Origin of the sequence: Pseudomonas brassicacearum subsp. brassicacearum, from assembly GCF_008801605.1 — a bacterium.
In the GTDB taxonomy this organism is placed as follows: domain Bacteria; phylum Pseudomonadota; class Gammaproteobacteria; order Pseudomonadales; family Pseudomonadaceae; genus Aquipseudomonas; species Aquipseudomonas brassicacearum.
Genome location: NZ_VZPJ01000013.1, coordinates 1 through 17,506, shown reverse-complemented (window position 1 = coordinate 17,506; position 17,506 = coordinate 1). Strand labels below are relative to the sequence as shown.

Genomic DNA, 17,506 nt, shown 5'->3' with positions numbered 1-17,506 from the left:
CTGTAAAAACTGCGATCAAGACTAGCGAGTTATCTATCGATTTAAAGCGGAAAATTTCGCTTTGAAATATCGAGAAATACGATCATCAGTCTGGAAGGGGTGGGTTAAGGAAAGATTAAAACCGATACAAGGCGTTATATCAGGAAGGGCCTCATCGCGAGCAAGCGCGCTCCCACACTGGCCGAGCGCAATCCCTGCGGGAGCGAGCTTGCTCGCGATAGCGGTTCTACAGGCAAAAAAAAGCGCGGCTGACACGCCGCGCTTTTTTCTATCACCAAGCCTTACTGAGCCTTGGTCTCAGTCGCCGCCGGTGTTGTCGCTGCCGGCTTGGCCGCCGGTTTCTTCGCCGGAGTGGCTTTCTTCACTGGCGCTTTTTTAGCCGGAGCCTTGGCGGCTGGTTTTTTCGCCGCTGGTTTGGCCGCTGCTTTCTTGGCTGGCTCAACCTTCGCCGGGGCTGGTGCAGGTGGTTCCACCGGTGCCGGCGCAGGAGCGGGTGCAGGCACTGGAGCAGGCGCTACCGGTTCCGGTGCCTTGACCGGCTCTGGCTTCTTGTCATCATCCGAGCCACCAAACAGGTTGGTGAAGAAGTTGCCCTTCTTCGCCGCTACCGCACCCGCCGCTGCTGCCGTTGCAACTGGTGCGACCTTGGCCGGCTCGAACGACTTGCCCGCCGCCAGGTCTTCAACCTGGCTGGCGGCCCGTTGACCGCTGCGCAGCGCGCCTTCAAGGGTGCCGGGATACAGGGTGTCGGTGTGTTCACCGGCAAAGGCTACGCGCTGCAATGGCTTTTCCCACAGGCGCCAGTACTTGCTGATCTGGCCCGGGCCAAAGGCCAGGTACGCACCGCCCATGGACGGGTCGGTGCTGTAGCGGCGGATTTCGTAGCCGGTGAACGCGCCACGGGCCTGTGGATAAAACGCGTGCAGACGGATCAGCACCTGATCGACCATCTGCTTGTCGCCGAAGGCCTGCATCACCCGGGCGTTGTCGCCGGACAGGTTGATGACTACGTTGGCACCGCCCTTCAAGGCCGGTTCGATCCACATCATGCCCAGGCCGGCATTGCTGTAGATCTCACCCGACATGCGCGCCTTGCTGTCCCAGACCGGGGTCTTGAACTTGAGCATGATCTGGTCGCGCCAGCCGTAGTTGGTGCCCTTGATCGCGCCTTGGTGCTGGGCGTCCAGGGCCGGGGTCAACTGGATCTTGTTCAGCGCCCGCAGCGGCACCGCCAGCACCACGTAGTCAGCCTGATAGCCAACGGCGCCAACCTTGACAGTCACCCCGTCCTTGTCCTGGGAGATGGCCGACACGGGCGAATTGGTCTTGATGGTTTTCAGTTGCTTGACGAACGCCTGGGCCAGGACCGGGCTACCGCCGAGCAGGCGCGAGGCCCGCAGGTCGCGGTCGGACACGCCGCGATAGACGCGATTCTGCTGGGCGAAATACAGCAGCGACAGACGCGAAGGTTCGTCATAACGGGTGCGAATCTCCTGGTTCACCAACTGCCGCGCCGTGGCCGGCAGTTGCAGACGGTCGAGCCAGTTGGACACAGTGATCTGGTCCAGCGCGTGCAGTGTGCTGGTCGCCGCCGGGTTCTGCGGGTCTTCGATGGAGCGCGCCAGGTCGTCCAGGGTGGTTTCGTAGCGCTTGAGGGCTTCGGCGGTGGCCGGCTGTTTGGTCGCCAGGTCCGCGGTGGTGAAGTAAGTGCCGTCGATCAGATAGCTGGGGGTACGCACGAACTCCGGCGCCGGCGTGGTGCTCAGCTTGAAGGTGGAGACGTACTTGTTCAGCACCGGCTGGGTCTTCTCGTTGCCGATCCACTCGCTGGTGGCCATGCCCGAACGACCGCCCAGGTCCGGCTTGGCTTCCAGCAACGTCACGAGCCAGCCTTTGTTCTGCAACTCATAGGCCGCCGTGAGCCCCGCCAGGCCGCCGCCGATGACGATGGCCGTCGGTTGTTTGTCCTTGGCCAGCGCCGAAACGCTGAACAGCCCTATCATCACCAGCGCACAGGCGCGCAGCCAACCAGCAGACATTCAACGAACTCCGGATTAAAACGTAGGAAATTTCAGTTTTCGAGCCAGGCGGCTCTCGGTTTTTCGAGCCAGTCGGCTCAGGGAACGGCGAAGAATACGTCAGCCATCAAAACGCCGCCAGCGACGTCTATCGCCTCGTTCAAAGTAGTGGGAATGACACAATGGGTTGTCCGCGGGGCCGCCATTGCATAGGCTTGCGCGATTGTTTTGCCCGCGCCCGCCGCGAGCCGCCTCGAGGAGACTGTAAATGGGCCTGAATAACCAGTGGATGCAACGCGACCTCGCGGTGCTATGGCATCCCTGCACCCAGATGAAAGACCACGAACAGCTGCCGCTGATCCCCATCAAGCGCGGTGAAGGCGTGTGGCTGGAAGATTTCGAAGGCAAGCGCTATCTCGATGCCGTCAGCTCCTGGTGGGTCAACGTGTTCGGCCACGCCAACCCGCGCATCAACCAGCGCATCAAGGACCAGGTCGATCAGTTGGAGCATGTGATTCTCGCCGGCTTCAGTCACCAGCCGGTGATCGAGCTGTCCGAGCGCCTGGTGAAGATGACGCCCGAAGGCCTGACCCGGTGCTTCTACGCCGATAACGGCTCGTCCTGCATCGAAGTGGCGATGAAGATGAGCTTCCATTACTGGATCAATCGCGGCCGGCCGGACAAGAAGCGCTTCGTCACCCTGAGCAACAGTTACCACGGCGAAACCATCGCGGCGATGTCGGTGGGCGATGTGCCGTTGTTCACTGAAACCTACAAGGCCTTGTTGCTGGACACGATCAAGGTGCCGAGCCCCGACTGCTACCACCGCCCCGAAGGCATGGGCTGGGAAGAACATTCACGCAACATGTTCGCAGCCATGGAACAGACCCTGGCCGAGCACCACGACACGGTGGCGGCAGTGATCGTCGAACCGCTGATCCAGGGCGCCGGCGGCATGCGCATGTACCATCCGGTGTACCTGAAGTTGTTGCGCGAGGCCTGCGACCGCTATGGCGTGCACCTGATCCACGACGAAATCGCCGTCGGCTTTGGCCGTACCGGGACGATGTTCGCCTGTGAGCAGGCCGGCATCACGCCGGATTTCCTCTGCCTGTCCAAGGCCCTGACCGGCGGTTACCTGCCGCTGGCCGCGTGCGTGACCACCGACGAGGTCTACAGCGCGTTCTACGACGACTACCCGACCCTGCGCGCCTTCCTGCATTCCCACAGCTACACCGGCAACCCACTGGCCTGCGCGGCGGCCCTGGCGACGCTGGACATCTTCGAAGAAGACAACGTCATCGAAAACAACAAGGCCCTGGCCCAACGCATGGCGAGCGCCACCGCGCACCTGGCCGACCACCCGAACGTCGCCGAAGTGCGCCAGACCGGCATGGTGCTGGCGATCGAGATGGTCAAGGACAAAGCCAGCAAAACCGCTTATCCGTGGCAGGAACGGCGCGGCCTGAGTGTGTTCCAGCATGCCTTGGAGCGTGGTGCCTTGCTGCGGCCGCTGGGCAGCGTGGTGTATTTCCTGCCGCCGTACGTCATCACCCCGGAGCAGATCGACTTCCTGGCCGAAGTGGCCAGCGAAGGCATCGACATCGCCACCCGGGACAAGGTCAGCGTGGCGGTGCCGAAGGACTTCCACCCGGGTTATCGCGACCCGGGCTGAGCCCTGAACTTCTCGTTCCCACGCTCTGCGTGGGAATGCATCCCGTGACGCTCCGCGTCACATCCACAGCGGACGCAGAGCGTCCATGGCGGCATTCCCACGCAGAGCGTGGGAACGATCGAGAGAACAAAACATGAGACTGTCCCGCTTCTTCATCGACGCGCCCCTGAGCCTCGGCGACCACGAACTGCCTGAAGCCCAGGCCCACTACATCGGCCGTGTGCTGCGCATGGCCGAGGGCGATGCGGTGCAGGTGTTCGATGGCTCGGGCCAGGAGTTTCGCGGCACCCTGGCCGAGGTCGGCAAGAAACGCGTGCGGGTGCAATTGGACGAGCAGTTCGCCGGACAACCTGAATCACCACTGCGCATTCACCTCGGCCAAGGCCTGTCCCGAGGCGAGCGCATGGATTGGGCGATCCAGAAAGCCACGGAGCTGGGGGTCAGTGAGATCACGCCGATTTTCAGCGAGCGCTGCGAAGTGCGCCTCAAGGACGAGCGCGCCGACAAGCGCCTGCTGCACTGGCGCCAGGTGGCAATCAGCGCCTGCGAGCAATGCGGGCGCTCGAGCGTGCCGGTCATCCACCCGCCCCTGCTGCTGGCTGACTGGCTGAAACAGACCGAGGCCGAGCTGAGGCTGGTGCTGCATCCGGTGGCCGAGCCGCTGGTCAGCCATGACAAACCGTCGACATTGGCGTTCCTGATTGGTCCTGAAGGCGGTTTGTCGGACGCCGAAGTCGAACAGGCCAAGACCGCCGGCTACCACGCCGCCCGCCTCGGCCCTCGCGTGCTGCGCACTGAAACCGCGCCAGTAGTGGCGCTGGCAGTGGCGCAGCAGTTGTGGGGGGATTTCTAGAGTCGAATATAGAACCCATGTGGGAACGAGCTTGCTCGCGATAGCAGTGGGTCATTCAACATCGATGCTGACTGATCCGGCGCTATCGCGAGCACGCTCGCTCCCACAGGCCTACTGCACCGGCTCGCTGGTCGGCTTGGCAATGATCGCCTTCAACTCGCTGGTCATCGGGAATTCCAGGTTCAGGCCCTTGGGTGGAATCGGTTTCTGGAACCAACGGTCGTAAATGTCGTTGATCTCCCCCGACTTGTACAAATCAGCCAGGGTCGCATTGACCAGCGCCAGGAATTGCGGGTCGTCCTTGCGCACCATGCAGCTGTAGATTTCCCGTGATTGCTCTTGCCCCACCACCACCCATTTGTGCGGGTCGCGGGCCTTGGCCCGTTCACCGTATAGCAACGCATCGTCCATGTAGAACGCCGCCGCCCGACCTGTCTCGAGCATCTGGAAGGATTCGCCGTGGTCCTTGGCGCTGATGATGAACATCTCGGCGTTGTTGTCCTGGTTGTAGCTTTTCAGGAAGCGTTCGTTGGTGGTGCCGGCGGTGGTGACCACGTTCTTGCCGCGCAGGTCGGCGAAGCTGTGGATGCCACTGTCCTTGGCCGTCAGCAACTGGCCCTTCACATAGATGAAACCGTAGGAAAACGCCACTTGCTTCTGCCGCTCGGCCGTCACCCCGGTAGAGCCGCACTCCAGGTCCACGGTGCCGTTCTGCACCAGTGGAATGCGGGTCTGGGACGTGACCAGGTTGTACTTCACGTCCAGTTGCGGCAACGCCAGCTGGGTCTTGATCCGCTCGACAATCTTGCCCGCCAGTTCCACCGAGTAACCCATCGGCTGGCCGCTGCTGTCACCGACGTAGGAAAACGGTACCGAAGCGTCGCGATAGCCCAGGGTAATGCTGCGGGTGCTGGCGATCTTGCCCAGTGTGCCGGCTGGGGGTGCTTCATTGGCATGGGCCTGGACGCTTAACAACAGGCTCAGGGTGCAGCCGATCAACGTGATTTTTTGCATTGTTATTCTCCGTTGGGTGGGTCAGGCGGCGCGGGGCGTCAGGCCCTGCAAGTCGATGGAAGGCGTGTGCTGGCCGATCAGCTCGCTGAGCAAGCGAGCGCTGCCACACGCCAGGGTAAAGCCCAAGGCCCCATGGCCGAGGTTGAGCCACAGGTTACGGTAGCCGGTGGCGCCGATCAGCGGCACGCCGCTGGGGGTCGCCGGGCGCATGCCGGCCCATTCGACGGCGCGCGAGTAATCCCCACCTTGGGGGAAGGTTTCCAGGGCCTGGCGCTTGATCAGGGCCAGGCGCTTGGGGTCCGGCGTCGGGTCGAAACCGACGATGTCCACCATCGCCGCAACGCGCAGCTGTTCGCCGATGCGCGCGTAGACGACCTTGCGGTCATAGTCGGTGATGCTCAACTGCGGTGCCCGATGCTGTGGGCCAATGGGCACGGTCAAGCTGTAGCCCTTGAGCGGATACAGCGGCATCCGCACCCCGGGCAATGCAAGCGCCGCGCTGCGATGGCCGGCGGCAATCACCAGTTGCTCCACCGGCAGCCGCTGACCGCCCAGCACAATGGCCTGCACCGCACCGTCGACGTGTTCGATGCCGCTGACCGGGAGCCCCAACAGGAACTCGCAGCGCCCCGAAGCTCGCAAACGTGCCGCCAATTGCTGGCAGAAGGCATGGCAATCGGCGACCTCCTCAGCCGGCGTGTAGACCCCGCCCACGTACGGCACGCCGGCCAGGGCCGGTTCCAGGTTCGCGCACTCGATGGGGCCAAGCACCTGCTGGTGGGCACTGTCCAGCAACCCCTGCCGCGCACGCTGGAAATGCCTCGCGTCGCGAAACGTCACTAGCTTGCCGTTGCGCCGCCAGTTGAAACCGTCGAGGCGGTCTTGCTCGCGCCAGTCCTGCAAAGTCGCCTGGCTCAACAGCGCCAGGCGCAACAGGTGGGCGCCGTTACGCCGGTTGACCGAGGTCCGGCAGGCGCCGATGAACGCGGCCATCCAGCGCCACTGCGCCGGGTCCAGGCGCGGTCGCAATTTGAGCGGCGAATCACCGCGCAGCATCCATCCCAGCGCCTGCCAGGGCACCCCGGCGTCCGCCAGCGGGGTGACGTAGCGATAGGACAACTGGCCACCGTTGGCGAAACTGGTCTCGCTGCCCAAGGTCTCCCGGGCCTCCACCAGCGTCACGTCGACGCCGTCGCGCACCAGCGCATAAGCCGTCGCCAGCCCGACCACGCCACCACCGATGATGCAAACCCGCTGTGCCATGTCCATCTCACATCCGTTTTCAGTGGCTTGAGGTTAGGGCCAGGTGACAGGCCTCGAACAATGAATAAAGATGGACTCCCTATAAACAAAGGTTATGGGCTCGCCATGCGTCTTCGCCATATCGAGATATTCCAGGCCATCCGCCAGGCCGGCTCCATCAGCGGTGCGGCCCAACTGCTGCATGTTTCGCAACCGGCGGTGACCAAAGTGTTGCAGCATGCCGAGCAGCAATTGGGGTTTGCGTTGTTTCTGCGGGTGCGTGGCAAGTTGCAGGCCACGCCTGAGGCGCTGGAGCTTGAGCGCGAAGTCGATAAGGTCAGCGAGAGCCTGCAAGGTGTCCGGCGCCTTGCCCAGAGCCTGCGGCGCGAGCCGGGCCACAGCCTGCGGATCGGCGCGACACCGGCCCTGGCCCTGTCGCTGCTGCCTGCGGCGGTTCATCAATGGACACAGCGTTATCCGGACATCGCCTGCGAATTGTCCAGCGCCCACAGCCGCGAACTGGTGCAGAACCTGCTGATGCGCGAAATCGACGTCGCCCTGACCCTGCAACCGCCCGATCATCCGGGACTCAAGGCCCAGGCCCTGGCCAGCGGTGTGCTGGTGGCCCTGGCGCCGAGCGGGCATTGGACCGACGCACAGGTGGGCCGGCCGATGCCCTTGCAGGCACTGGCCGGTGCACCGTTGATCGGCCTGTCCAGCGCCGACCCGCTGTCGGCCAGGCTGGACGGCTATCTCAAGGCCGTGGAACCGCCGCCGCGTATCAGCATCGCCGTACAGACGTATTCATTGGCCCGGGCCATGGTCGAGTCCGGTGCCGGGCTGGCGGTGATCGACCCGTTCACGGCCCTCGGTGCCTCGAACACCCGCACGGCCATCCGGCCGTTGTCGCCACCGCTGCCCATTTCCCTGTATGCCGTGACCCGGGCCAACGAGGCGCCGGTGCACACCCTCGGCGCGTTGCTGGACATTTTCGCCAGCCAGGCCCAGGCGCAACTGGATCGCCTGTTCGCGGTGGCGGAACGTCGTTAGAGCACGTAGAGCAGGATCGCCACGAAGTGCAGCAAGCTGCCGGCGATCACAAACAGGTGCCAGATCCCGTGGGCGTGGCGCAGCCGGTGGTCGAGGGCGAAAAATATGATGCCCACGGTGTACAACACGCCGCCCGAGGCCAGCCAGGCAAATCCGGTGCTGCCCAGGGCCGCCAGCAGCGGCTTGACCGCCACCAGCACGATCCAGCCCATCACGGCGTAGATGACGATCGACAGGATCCGCGCTTCGGAACGCGGCTTGATCTCCTGCAGGATCCCGATCAGCGCCAGCCCCCAGACGATCCCGAACAAGGTCCAGCCCCACGGCCCGCGCAGGGTCACCAGGCAAAACGGCGTATAGCTGCCGGCGATCAGCAGGTAGATCGAAAAGTGATCGACCTTCTGCATGATGGCTTTTTTGCGACCGCGCACGCTGTGGTAAACCGTCGAAGCGCTGTACAGCACCAGCAGGGTGAACCCGTAGATCGCCACGCTGACGATCTTCCACGGATCGCCCGCCATCCCGGCAATCACCAGCAACCACACCGCCCCGATAAAAGCCGCCACCGCCCCGACCAAGTGCGTCCAGGCGTTGAGTCGTTCCCCGTGATACATCCAGTCCCACCTCACATTCCAGAACAGACGCCAAGGCTCAGGCCTGGCGCGTCAAAGTGCAATGCTTTGCTTGCTGTGGAAGCAAGGCTAATGATCGTTCCCACGCTCCGCGTGGGGAATGCAGCCGGGGACGCTCCGCGTCCCGAAGCGGACGCAGAGCGTCCCTTGAGGCATTTCCACGCAGAGCGTGGGAACGATCTACATCCCAAGACCGATTGGGGCACAATCGGGCAATACGAATAAGAGTCCGCCCCATGCTGATCGACGAAGAATTGACCCTGAAGAAACTCGAGGTGTTCCTGGCCTTCATGCGCACCGGCAACCTGGCGCGGGCGGCGGCCGAGTTGCAGACCAGCAACGTCAGTGTGCACCGGGCCATTCACTCGCTGGAGAGCGCCCTGCGTTGCCCGTTGTTCAAGCACGAAGGCCGCAACCTCACGCCGCTGGAAAGCGCTTATGTGCTGGAAGAACGGGCGCAGAAGCTGATCCAGGACGTGGTCGAAAGCGTGCGCCTGACCCGCGAAGCCGCCGGCTTCTCCGCCGAACGCTTCAAGCTCGGCTCGCTGTATTCGTTGACGGTCAAGACCGTGCCGCAACTGATCATGGGCCTGAAAATCCGCCGCAGCGAGCTCAATATCGACCTGATCCTGGGTTCGAACATCGACCTGCTGTACAAGCTCAAGAACATGGAGGTGGACGCGATCCTGATCTCCCTGGACGACAGCGTGAACGACCCCGACTGCGAGCATATCGAGCTGTTTTGCGACGACATCTTCCTCGCCACACCGGCCGACTCACCCTTTGCCCAACGCACTGAAGTCGATCTGGCCGAGGTGCGCGACGAGACGTTCATCACCCTGACCCAGGGTTTTGCCACGCACCAGGACGGTATCCGGGTGTTCAAGCAGGCGGGGTTCGAACCGAAGGTGGCGATGCAGGTCAACGACATCTTCACCCTGCTGAGCATGGTCAGCTCCGGGGTGGGCTATGCGTTGTTGCCGGGGCGAATTGCGGCGGTGTATGAAAACCGGGTGAAATTGATCCCGTTGCAGGAAAGGTATCGGCTACAACAGCGCATTGGCGTGGTGTTCCTGAAAGCCAAGGAGCGTGATCCGAATTTGCTGGCGCTGTTGGCCGAGTGTCGGATGTATGCCAATCGCCAGGTTTGACACCGTGTTGCCTTCATCGCGAGCAGGCTCGCTCCCACATTGGATCGGTGTTCACAAATCCCCTGTGGGAACGAGCCTGCTCGCGATGAGGACAGCCCGTTCAGCGCAAATTCAAAGCCCTACCCCATCAACCCCCGCATGATCAGAAACAACAACGAAGGCCCCAACAAGCACCCAAGCGCCGTATAGAACGCCGCCGTCAGGCAGCCATACGGCACCAGCTTCGGATCGGTGGCCGCCAGCCCGCCGGCCACGCCGCTAGAGGTGCCCATCAAGCCACCGAAAATCACCGCACTGCGTGGATTATTCAGGCCAATCATCGGTGCCACGAACGGCGTCGCCACCATCACCAGGATCGCCTTGATCAACCCGGCGGCAATGGACAGCGCCATCACTTCGGAACTGGCACCAATCGCCGCCCCGGTCACCGGCCCGACGATGTAGGTCACCGCCCCGGCGCCAATGGTGGTCAGGCTCACCGCATCGGTGTAACCGAAAGCCATCGCGACCCCGACGCCAGCAATGAACGACGTACCGACTCCGACAAACAGCGCCAGCACCCCAACGAAACCGGCGCGCTTGAGTTCTTCGATACTCACGCCGAACGCCGTGGCGACGATGGCAAAGTCCCGCAGCATCGCGCCGCCGAGCAAACCAATCCCGGACAGCAGCGGAATGTCCACCACGCCCTTCTGCCCGCCGGTCATTGCCCCGCCAATGTAGGAAAGCACCAGCCCCAGGAGAATGGCGATGGCCGAACCATGCAGGCGACCTTTGGTGAACGTGTTGCTGATCCAGTAGGACACCCACATGGTGATGCCGACAATGGCGAAACCGCTGATCAGGCCGTAGCCGGTGATCACTTTCATCATGGATTCGTACATGGCAATCACCCGACCGTCTTAACGGAAACGTCGGCCTGAGGCCCTTTGTTGCCAATGCGCACCAGCACCGGCACCAACGCAAAGGCAATCACCACCGCCAGGGTTCCGGCCAGGATCGCCATCGGCCCGCCCTTGAGCGCGCCGTAGACGTTTTGCTGCGCCGCCATCGCGACCACAATGGGGATGTAGACCGCGCTCCAGAATTCCACGCCGGCCTCGGATTTGCCCTTGAACAGGCCGCGCTTGCTCAGGTAGCTGCCCAGGCCGATCAACAACAGCATCGCAATGCCGACGCCGCCGACGTTGGCCGGCACGCCGATCAATTTGCCCAGCAGCTCACCGATAAAAATACCCGCCAGGGTACAAAAGGCCAAAAATGCCACACCGTAGATAATCATTGTTGTAGTCCTCAAAGTGCATCGTCGAAGTTGTTGTTTTTGTGCTTCGCCAGCTTGAGTCGGTGGTTTAGGGTTGGCGGTTTCCCTCCTCACGCAACAGCGCCTGCAAGGTGTCGAGCCGGGCGCCGTCGAAAGCCATGACAGTGCCCTGCTCGAACACCCGGCGCGCCAGGGCGGTCAGCACCGCACCGGGCGGCAGTTCGATCTGTAGCCGCACACCGCGTTCGTAAGCGCTTTGCACGGTACCGCGCCAATCCACCACGCGGCACATGTTGAGCGCCAGGTCGTCGCGCAAGGCCTCGGTGTTGATCACCGGTCGCGCGCGGCTACCGCTGAGATAACCCAAGGCTGGTGCTTTCAACGGTACGTCGGCAAATGCCTGGGCCAATGCCCGGGCCGGTGCTTCCAGCAACGGGCAATGGGACGGCACGCTCACCGCCAGCCGACAGGCCTTCCCGGCACCCAGGCTTCGCGCCTGCCTGGCAACGTTGTTCATGGCCTCGTCACTGCCGGCGATGACCACCTGATTATCCGCGTTGATGTTGGCCAGGTAGACCGGGGTGCGGTCGCTGTGCACCTGCGCCAGCAACGCTTCCACTGCCGCGAGGTCCAGGCCGATGATCGCGGTCATGCCATAGCCTTGCGGATACGCCCGCTGCATCAATTCGCCCCGCAGGCTGACCAGTCGCAACGCATCCTCGAACCCCAGCGCCCCGGCCACCACCGCCGCCGGATAAGCGCCGATGGACAGTCCCGCCACGTAGTCCGGCGCAGGCGCCTGTTCCAGCAATCGCCGCGACGCTGCCACGCCGGCAATCAACAGGCACAGTTGCACGGCGCGGGTCGATTGCAGCGCCTCGGCACTGTCCAACTGCAAGACGTCCTCACCAAGCACGTCACCCGCCTCGTCGAGGACTTGCGGCGCCAGGCCGTGGAGCATGCCCACGCGCTGCGCACCCTGGCCGGGAAAGACGAAGAGGCTGCTCACGCGACTTGCTCCAATGAAGGCTGCCAAGGATCGTTCACCAGCCGTGCCTGCACATCATCCTTGAGCAGGACACGCCGCGACGAACCCGCCCACTCGCGCAAGGCGACGGCACCGCAGGGCGTTTGCAATTGCATATCCACGGCGCAAACCGAGGCATCCAGTTGCGCCAGCAATTCCCTGGCGTGGAGACGATCGAGAAAATGCGGCACCCGCAGAATCAGATCCAGGTCGCTGCGTTCATGCAACGCCTCGATACTCGTGGCGAGCTCGAACCCGGCGCTGCCACTCACCCCCCAGGCCCAGCCACTGGCATCGAGCTGCGGACGCAGGCGGGACAGCGCTTGCAGGGCTGGCAAGTCGCGAGTCGACGCAACGTGACAAAGGTCTTCCGGCCTGACGCGACGGGAAATCGCAGCAATCGCCATCGACGTTGCATAACGCTGCTCGCGCGAACGCCCGCGCACGCCGACCGCGATTTGACCCGGAGCCGTCAGCGAGCGCCGGACCACCACCGGTTGACCGGCGGCAATCGATTCGAGCACCCATGCCGGCGCACCCGCAGGCACCTGTTCCGGGGTCATCCCCCAGAGCAGGTCATGGGCCAGATATGTATTCACCACTGTGCTCTCAGCAACTGGCGTACGGTGCTGGAAGCCGCGCGATGGGTCGCACCGAGGCGACTGCTCAAGTCGCGAGGCGCAGCGGCCACATCGTTGATCACCTGTTGCAGGCAATCCGTCACCCGGGCCAGATCAGCCGCCGTCGGTTGCTCGATCTGCTCCGCCGACAAGGTTTCCCACAGCAGACCCAGGCTGGCAAAACTGTCGATGTCATAGGCCATCGGTGGCACGCTGGCGGCCAAGGCCTCAAGCTCTTCGACACTGCGCAGGGTGACTCGCGCCGCCGAGGCCTTGCCCATGGCGTGGACCATCACCCCCGGGTCGCGCAGCGCAATCAGGCGGTTGGCCTGGTAGCCGTGGGCCAGGAACGCCCCGGACATGGCCTTGCCCACCAGCAAACCGATCACCGGATGCCCGGCCAGTCGCGCACGGGCATAGCTGTCCGCCGCACCGGCCAAGGCCTGATGAATGCCCAGGGCTTCTTCACGCCGCCCATAGGCCTGGCTCGGTACATCGACAACGGCGATCAGCGGACGCTTGTTGACTGCATCGCGGTCGGCGTCGATGGCGTCATCCACCGCTTTAGCCAAACCCCAGCCCTCCAGCAAACCGACTTCGCCATTGCGAGCACGGGGAAAACGACTGTCGGGATCAGCTACCACCGCCAGCAGGCGCACGGTTTGCTCGCCCAGCCTGACGTCAGCGACTTTCAACGAAGCCGGCAGGCCTTCCAGCGGTTTGGCGTCGCCAGCCAAGGCCTCGAACCAGCGCAAGCCTCTCAATGAATAGGCACTCATGGGCGTTCTCCCTGATACAACTGGCGAACCGTGGCCGGTTCGATTTGCACTTCAGTGTCCAAGCGGGCCAGGCGTTGCAGGAACAGCTCGGCCTGGCCGCTGCGGTGTTGCGCGGGAACGCCCAGGTGCAGCAACTGGCCGACCTGTTGACGGATCTGCGCCACATCATCGGCGACGTAACGATCCACCAACCCACTGGCGAACCGTTGCTCGCCGCCGGTCAGGCTCCAGATGAACGGCCGGTCGCGGGAGTCGTATTCGTCGATCCCGGCCTCCTGTTCGATCACTTGTGGGCCGTTCAGGCCCAGCCGCGCTTCCTGGGTCACCAGCAGATAACTGCACAGCCCGGCGGCGATGGACATGCCACCAAAACAGCCGACGCTGCCGGCCACCACGCCGACCACCGGTTGGTATTGGCGCAGGTCGACAATCGCCGAATGAATCTCGGCGATCGCCGCCAACCCGAGATTGGCCTCCTGCAAACGCACGCCGCCGGTTTCCAGCAGCAATACGGCACGGGTCGGGATGCCCTTGCGGTTGTCCTCCGCGGCCAGTTCCAGCGCACCGGCAATCTTCGCCCCGCCGACTTCGCCGAGGCTGCCGCCCTGGAACGCGCCTTCGATGGCGGCGATCACCACGGGCAGGCCATCGAGCGTACCCTTGGCGATCATCACGCCGTCATCGCTTTGCGGCACCACGCCCTGGCGCAACAGCCATGGCGACATGATCCGCTGGAACGGGTCGAGCAATTCGCGAAAAGTGCCGTCATCGAGCAAGGCCTTGGCCCGTTGCCGGGCACCGAGTTCGACGAAGCTGTGCTTGTTGAGCAACGCTGCACTGTCAGTCATGGCCGATCTCCTCGAAACCTTGCTCCAGGCGCAAACGCACCACGCCGGGGGTGGCGCCGAAATCGTGGATGTCGATAGACAAGGCCGGCGGTGTCTGGCCGTCGAACATGCGGGCGAACAGGTGCTGCCAGCGTTGTTCACTGCCGTTGACCGAGGTCTGCACCTGGATGGTCAGCTTGCCTGCCAGGCCGGGTTCGATCAGCACTTCCAGGTCGCCCGAGCCGACGCAGCCCACCAGCGCCCGCCCCCGTGGCGGCTGCCCGGCAGGGAATTCAAAGGATAAGGTTTCCATCAGCACACTCCTGGGAAGAGGCCATCGCCGCGCTCGATACGATCGAGGAACAGGCAGGCGGCGAGCAGGTCGGCAGCGCCGCCGGGCGAGGCGTTCAAGGCAATCAGTTGTTGGTCCAGCGCGTGCAATTGGCGACGACCGCCCAGGCTCGCACTGCCACCGGCATCGAGCACCGCCTTGGCGCCCTGTTGCATGGCCTGCAAACCCGGCTCGCCGGCGCGATAGAGCACGCAGGTATCGGCCAGGGTGGTCATGATCGCCAGCAAGGCATCGAGCCGGGCGTTCTGCTCTCCCGCGCCCGCCGCGCGACTGCGCTTGAGTTGCGGCAGGCCCAGGCCAGTCACCGCCGGGAACGCCAGTTGCGCTTCTTCCCGGGCACCGCGTACGCCGTAGCGTTGGGCTACCTGGGCGCCGTGGCTCAAGGGTTGGGGCGCATAGCGGTCGTTGAGCAAGGCCAGGCGGGCAGCGCGTAGAGCGACGGCGCTGGCAGCACTGGATTCAGGTTCCAGCGCCGTTGCAGCGACCAACAGGCCCAAGGCCCAGATCGCACCCCGGTGTGTGTTGACGCCGCCAGTGGTAGCGAGCATCGAGGCTTCCCCCTCACGGCCGATGCGCCCGAGGGCTTCGCGTAGCGGCAAGCCGATCTCGCCACAGTCGAGGGCGGCTTCGGCCATTTCCCTGAACGCCGGCCACAGCGACAGTGCCGAGGCGTGCATCAGGCCCAGGTGCAGGTCGGTGTGGGCGCCATTGCCACGACGATCCACCAAGGCCGGTTTAGGCGAGAGGTCGGCTTCGTCGATCAGCGCGTCCACCGCCATATCCGCCAGGTGCTCGGTCAAGGACAGTTTTTTCGGTTGCAGGTTGAAGGCGTGCATTTACCAGCTCCTGAACTTGGCGGGCGGGTTGTAGAGGCCACCGGACCACTCCACCAGGTCGGCCACGCTCTTGGCCGCGAGCAACTCGCGGGTGGCGTCGGTGCGGCGAATACCGAGGTCTTCGGGCAAGGCGATCAGCCCTTCGCGGCGCATGCGCGCGGTGTCTTTCGGGTCATGGCGCAGGCCAATGGCAGTAACGCCGGCCACCGCAGCAATCATTGCCTGGCGCTCTTCCAGGGAGCGGGCCTTGTACAGGTAGGCGATGCCCTCTTCGGTGAGCAAATGGGTGACGTCGTCGCCGTAGATCATGATCGGCGCCAGGGGCATGCCGGCTTTCTTCGCCACGTCCACCGCGTCGAGGGTTTCGACGAAGGTCGGTTTACCGCCCTCCTGGAACGTCTCGACCATCTGCACCACCAGCTTCTTGCCGCGCTCGAGCAACGGCGCCTCGCCATCGCCGTGGCGCATATCGAGCCAGGCTGGCGTGCCGTGACGACGACCGCGCGGGTCATGGCCCATGTTCGGCGCACCGCCAAAGCCGGCCAAGCGGCCACGGGTCACGGTGGAGGAATGGCCGTCGCCGTCCACTTGCAGGGTGGCGCCGATGAACAGGTCCACCGCGTATTGCCCAGCCAGTTGGCAGACCATGCGGTTGGAGCGCAGCGAGCCGTCGTGGCCGGTGAAGAACACGTCCGGCCGGGCGGCAATATAGTTCTCCATGCCCAGCTCGGTGCCAAAGCAATGCACACTTTCGACCCAGCCGCTTTCGATGGCCGGGATCAGGGTCGGGTGCGGATTAAGCGTCCAGTTGCGGCAGATCTTGCCCTTCAGGCCAAGGGATTCGCCGTAGGTCGGCAGGATCAATTCAATCGCGGCGGTGTTGAAACCGATGCCGTGATTGAGGGACTGGACGTTGTGTTTTTCGTAGATCCCGCGGATCGCCATCATCGCCATCAGCACATGCACAGGCTTGATATGGCGCGGGTCGCGGGTGAACAGCGGCTCGATGTAGAACGGCTTGTCGGCCACCACCACGAAATCGACCCAGGACGCCGGGATGTCGACTCGCGGCAGGTCGCTGACGTCATCCACCAACTGGTTGACCTGAACAATGACGATACCGTCGCTGAAGGCCGCCGGCTCGATCAGCGCCGGTGTGTCTTCGGTGCTGGGGCCGGTGTAGATATTGCCAGCGCGGTCGGCCATGAAACCGGCCGAGAGCACCACGTTGGGAATCAGGTCCACCACCAGCCGGGCATAGAGTTCGATGTAGGTATGGATCGCGCCGATTTCCAGCAGGCCATCTTCGAGCAACTGGCTGATGCGCAGGCTCTGGGTGCCAGCAAAGGAAAAATCGAGCTTACGGGCAATGCCGCGCTCGAACAGATCCAGGTGTTCGGACCGCCCGACGCTGGGCATGATCATGTGTAAATCGTGCAGCTTCGAAGGGTCGACTTTCGCCAGGGAGCGGGAAAGGAAGTCCGCCTGCTTCTGGTTATTGCCCTCCAGCACCACACGGTCGCCGGGCAGAATCAACGCCTCCAGCGCCGCGACGATCTTGTCGGTGGGCAGCACCACACCGTCGGCAAGCCCCTTCACCAGCCCGAGACGCCGCTGCTTTTCGCTGCGCCGCCGCGTCCAGCGCGAGTCGGGGGATATTGTTGTTGTCATGACCACTCCACGGGTTCGCTGTCGTGGGCTCACCTTAGGAGTGTTGTGGCGCGGGCATCAATCAAGCTCGACGGCGGATCGTTACGGTTGGAGTAATGGTTGCCGGATTGGTACGAACCTTTGTGGTAGCGAGCAAGCCCGCACACAATTGGATTGGGGTACACCTGCAATCGCAGGTCGGCTGTCAGGCCGCCTCGCGAGCAAGCTTTGCTCCCACAGGTCCTGCTCACACAAATCTGGTTGGGGTACACCCGCAAGAGCCAGGTCGGCTGTCAGGCCGCCTCGCGATGGACGTTGATCTCGGCGCCCCGTTAACCACGCTGGCCGAACGCAGGCATTGTGGAGTGGGCATCCCGGCATGGATGCCGGGATAGCCGCGCTGGGCCATGGATGGCCCTTCGCGGCGGGCCCACGGAGCAATGCCTTCGTTCGGGCATGCCGAGCCTAGGCGAGGCACCGAGTGGTGGGGCAAAGCCTTTTTGGTTACTTTTTTGGCGT

Annotated in this window: 17 protein-coding genes; 4 read left to right on the top strand and 13 right to left on the bottom strand. The window is 63.6% G+C overall.

Annotation, left to right across the window (positions count from 1 at the left end; all coding sequences use genetic code 11):
- Nucleotides 1-281: 281 nt before the first annotated feature.
- Nucleotides 282-2,039, bottom strand: a complete 1,758-nt coding sequence (locus F7R20_RS24580) for a flavin monoamine oxidase family protein (protein ID WP_081352592.1) — start codon at nucleotides 2,037-2,039, stop codon at nucleotides 282-284.
- 247 nt (nucleotides 2,040-2,286) lie between these two features.
- Between F7R20_RS24580 and F7R20_RS24575 the strand changes: the two genes are divergently transcribed.
- On the top strand, nucleotides 2,287-3,693 hold the full coding sequence (locus F7R20_RS24575) for an adenosylmethionine--8-amino-7-oxononanoate transaminase (RefSeq protein ID WP_003206433.1): 1,407 nt from the start codon (nucleotides 2,287-2,289) through the stop codon (nucleotides 3,691-3,693).
- Nucleotides 3,694-3,826: 133 nt separating this feature from the next.
- Nucleotides 3,827-4,546, top strand: coding sequence for a 16S rRNA (uracil(1498)-N(3))-methyltransferase (locus tag F7R20_RS24570; protein WP_003206435.1), 720 nt, complete (start codon nucleotides 3,827-3,829; stop codon nucleotides 4,544-4,546).
- Between the two features lie 111 nt (nucleotides 4,547-4,657).
- On the opposite strand, the gene F7R20_RS24565 is transcribed toward F7R20_RS24570, so the two are convergent.
- Nucleotides 4,658-5,560 (bottom strand): transporter substrate-binding domain-containing protein, encoded by a 903-nt coding sequence (locus tag F7R20_RS24565; RefSeq protein WP_003206437.1) that lies wholly within the window; start codon nucleotides 5,558-5,560, stop codon nucleotides 4,658-4,660.
- Between the two features lie 21 nt (nucleotides 5,561-5,581).
- A complete protein-coding gene (locus F7R20_RS24560; protein ID WP_003206438.1) occupies nucleotides 5,582-6,823 on the bottom strand; it encodes a D-amino acid dehydrogenase in 1,242 nt (413 codons plus the stop codon).
- Nucleotides 6,824-6,928: 105 nt separating this feature from the next.
- Between F7R20_RS24560 and F7R20_RS24555 the strand changes: the two genes are divergently transcribed.
- Complete coding sequence (locus F7R20_RS24555; RefSeq protein ID WP_003206440.1) at nucleotides 6,929-7,852, top strand: LysR family transcriptional regulator; 924 nt, start codon at nucleotides 6,929-6,931, stop codon at nucleotides 7,850-7,852.
- On the opposite strand, the gene trhA is transcribed toward F7R20_RS24555, so the two are convergent.
- Nucleotides 7,849-8,466 carry a PAQR family membrane homeostasis protein TrhA gene (gene trhA / locus F7R20_RS24550; protein WP_003206441.1) on the bottom strand — a complete coding sequence of 206 codons (618 nt, stop codon included), beginning with the start codon at nucleotides 8,464-8,466 and terminating at the stop codon, nucleotides 7,849-7,851. The two genes, F7R20_RS24555 and trhA, sit on opposite strands and share 4 nt — an antisense overlap.
- Before the next feature lie 254 nt (nucleotides 8,467-8,720).
- Between trhA and F7R20_RS24545 the strand changes: the two genes are divergently transcribed.
- The gene (locus F7R20_RS24545) at nucleotides 8,721-9,635 is read left to right on the top strand and encodes a LysR family transcriptional regulator (protein ID WP_003206443.1); all 915 of its coding nucleotides are present in this window, start codon (nucleotides 8,721-8,723) and stop codon (nucleotides 9,633-9,635) included.
- Between the two features lie 119 nt (nucleotides 9,636-9,754).
- Here F7R20_RS24545 and madM read toward each other — a convergent pair whose 3' ends face one another.
- From madM to mdcA, 9 genes are all read right to left on the bottom strand, one after another.
- Nucleotides 9,755-10,519 carry a malonate transporter subunit MadM gene (gene madM / locus F7R20_RS24540; protein ID WP_003206444.1) on the bottom strand — a complete coding sequence of 255 codons (765 nt, stop codon included), beginning with the start codon at nucleotides 10,517-10,519 and terminating at the stop codon, nucleotides 9,755-9,757.
- 5 nt (nucleotides 10,520-10,524) lie between these two features.
- Nucleotides 10,525-10,917, bottom strand: coding sequence for a malonate transporter subunit MadL (gene madL, locus F7R20_RS24535; protein WP_013694456.1), 393 nt, complete (start codon nucleotides 10,915-10,917; stop codon nucleotides 10,525-10,527).
- 67 nt (nucleotides 10,918-10,984) lie between these two features.
- On the bottom strand, nucleotides 10,985-11,905 hold the full coding sequence (mdcH, locus tag F7R20_RS24530; RefSeq protein WP_003206448.1) for a malonate decarboxylase subunit epsilon: 921 nt from the start codon (nucleotides 11,903-11,905) through the stop codon (nucleotides 10,985-10,987).
- On the bottom strand, nucleotides 11,902-12,525 hold the full coding sequence (locus tag F7R20_RS24525; protein WP_027912922.1) for a malonate decarboxylase holo-ACP synthase: 624 nt from the start codon (nucleotides 12,523-12,525) through the stop codon (nucleotides 11,902-11,904). Before F7R20_RS24525 ends, mdcH begins: the two co-directional genes overlap by 4 nt.
- Nucleotides 12,519-13,322, bottom strand: a complete 804-nt coding sequence (mdcE, locus tag F7R20_RS24520; RefSeq protein ID WP_003206451.1) for a biotin-independent malonate decarboxylase subunit gamma — start codon at nucleotides 13,320-13,322, stop codon at nucleotides 12,519-12,521. The genes F7R20_RS24525 and mdcE overlap by 7 nt, the downstream gene beginning before the upstream one ends.
- Nucleotides 13,319-14,170 (bottom strand): biotin-independent malonate decarboxylase subunit beta, encoded by an 852-nt coding sequence (locus F7R20_RS24515; protein WP_003206452.1) that lies wholly within the window; start codon nucleotides 14,168-14,170, stop codon nucleotides 13,319-13,321. The genes mdcE and F7R20_RS24515 overlap by 4 nt, the downstream gene beginning before the upstream one ends.
- Entirely contained in the window at nucleotides 14,163-14,462 is a 300-nt protein-coding gene (locus tag F7R20_RS24510) for a malonate decarboxylase subunit delta (RefSeq protein ID WP_003206454.1), read from the bottom strand. Before F7R20_RS24510 ends, F7R20_RS24515 begins: the two co-directional genes overlap by 8 nt.
- Nucleotides 14,462-15,337, bottom strand: coding sequence for a triphosphoribosyl-dephospho-CoA synthase (locus F7R20_RS24505; protein ID WP_003206455.1), 876 nt, complete (start codon nucleotides 15,335-15,337; stop codon nucleotides 14,462-14,464). Before F7R20_RS24505 ends, F7R20_RS24510 begins: the two co-directional genes overlap by 1 nt.
- On the bottom strand, nucleotides 15,338-17,008 hold the full coding sequence (gene mdcA, locus F7R20_RS24500) for a malonate decarboxylase subunit alpha (protein WP_003206457.1): 1,671 nt from the start codon (nucleotides 17,006-17,008) through the stop codon (nucleotides 15,338-15,340). It lies immediately after the preceding gene.
- Between the last annotated feature and the right edge of the window lie 498 nt (nucleotides 17,009-17,506).

Bases quoted from the DNA above. Each gene is read 5' to 3' on its own strand.
- F7R20_RS24545 (WP_003206443.1), top strand. From the start codon at position 8,721: ATGCTGATCGACGAAGAATTGACCCTGAAGAAACTCGAGGTGTTCCTG.
- F7R20_RS24515 (WP_003206452.1), bottom strand. From the start codon at position 14,170: ATGACTGACAGTGCAGCGTTGCTCAACAAGCACAGCTTCGTCGAACTC.
- F7R20_RS24555 (WP_003206440.1), top strand. From the start codon at position 6,929: ATGCGTCTTCGCCATATCGAGATATTCCAGGCCATCCGCCAGGCCGGC.
- F7R20_RS24505 (WP_003206455.1), bottom strand. From the start codon at position 15,337: ATGCACGCCTTCAACCTGCAACCGAAAAAACTGTCCTTGACCGAGCAC.
- madL (WP_013694456.1), bottom strand. From the start codon at position 10,917: ATGATTATCTACGGTGTGGCATTTTTGGCCTTTTGTACCCTGGCGGGT.
- F7R20_RS24570 (WP_003206435.1), top strand. From the start codon at position 3,827: ATGAGACTGTCCCGCTTCTTCATCGACGCGCCCCTGAGCCTCGGCGAC.
- F7R20_RS24565 (WP_003206437.1), bottom strand. From the start codon at position 5,560: ATGCAAAAAATCACGTTGATCGGCTGCACCCTGAGCCTGTTGTTAAGC.
- trhA (WP_003206441.1), bottom strand. From the start codon at position 8,466: ATGTATCACGGGGAACGACTCAACGCCTGGACGCACTTGGTCGGGGCG.
- F7R20_RS24575 (WP_003206433.1), top strand. From the start codon at position 2,287: ATGGGCCTGAATAACCAGTGGATGCAACGCGACCTCGCGGTGCTATGG.
- F7R20_RS24580 (WP_081352592.1), bottom strand. From the start codon at position 2,039: ATGTCTGCTGGTTGGCTGCGCGCCTGTGCGCTGGTGATGATAGGGCTG.
- mdcA (WP_003206457.1), bottom strand. From the start codon at position 17,008: ATGACAACAACAATATCCCCCGACTCGCGCTGGACGCGGCGGCGCAGC.
- madM (WP_003206444.1), bottom strand. From the start codon at position 10,519: ATGTACGAATCCATGATGAAAGTGATCACCGGCTACGGCCTGATCAGC.
- F7R20_RS24560 (WP_003206438.1), bottom strand. From the start codon at position 6,823: ATGGCACAGCGGGTTTGCATCATCGGTGGTGGCGTGGTCGGGCTGGCG.
- mdcE (WP_003206451.1), bottom strand. From the start codon at position 13,322: ATGAGTGCCTATTCATTGAGAGGCTTGCGCTGGTTCGAGGCCTTGGCT.
- F7R20_RS24510 (WP_003206454.1), bottom strand. From the start codon at position 14,462: ATGGAAACCTTATCCTTTGAATTCCCTGCCGGGCAGCCGCCACGGGGG.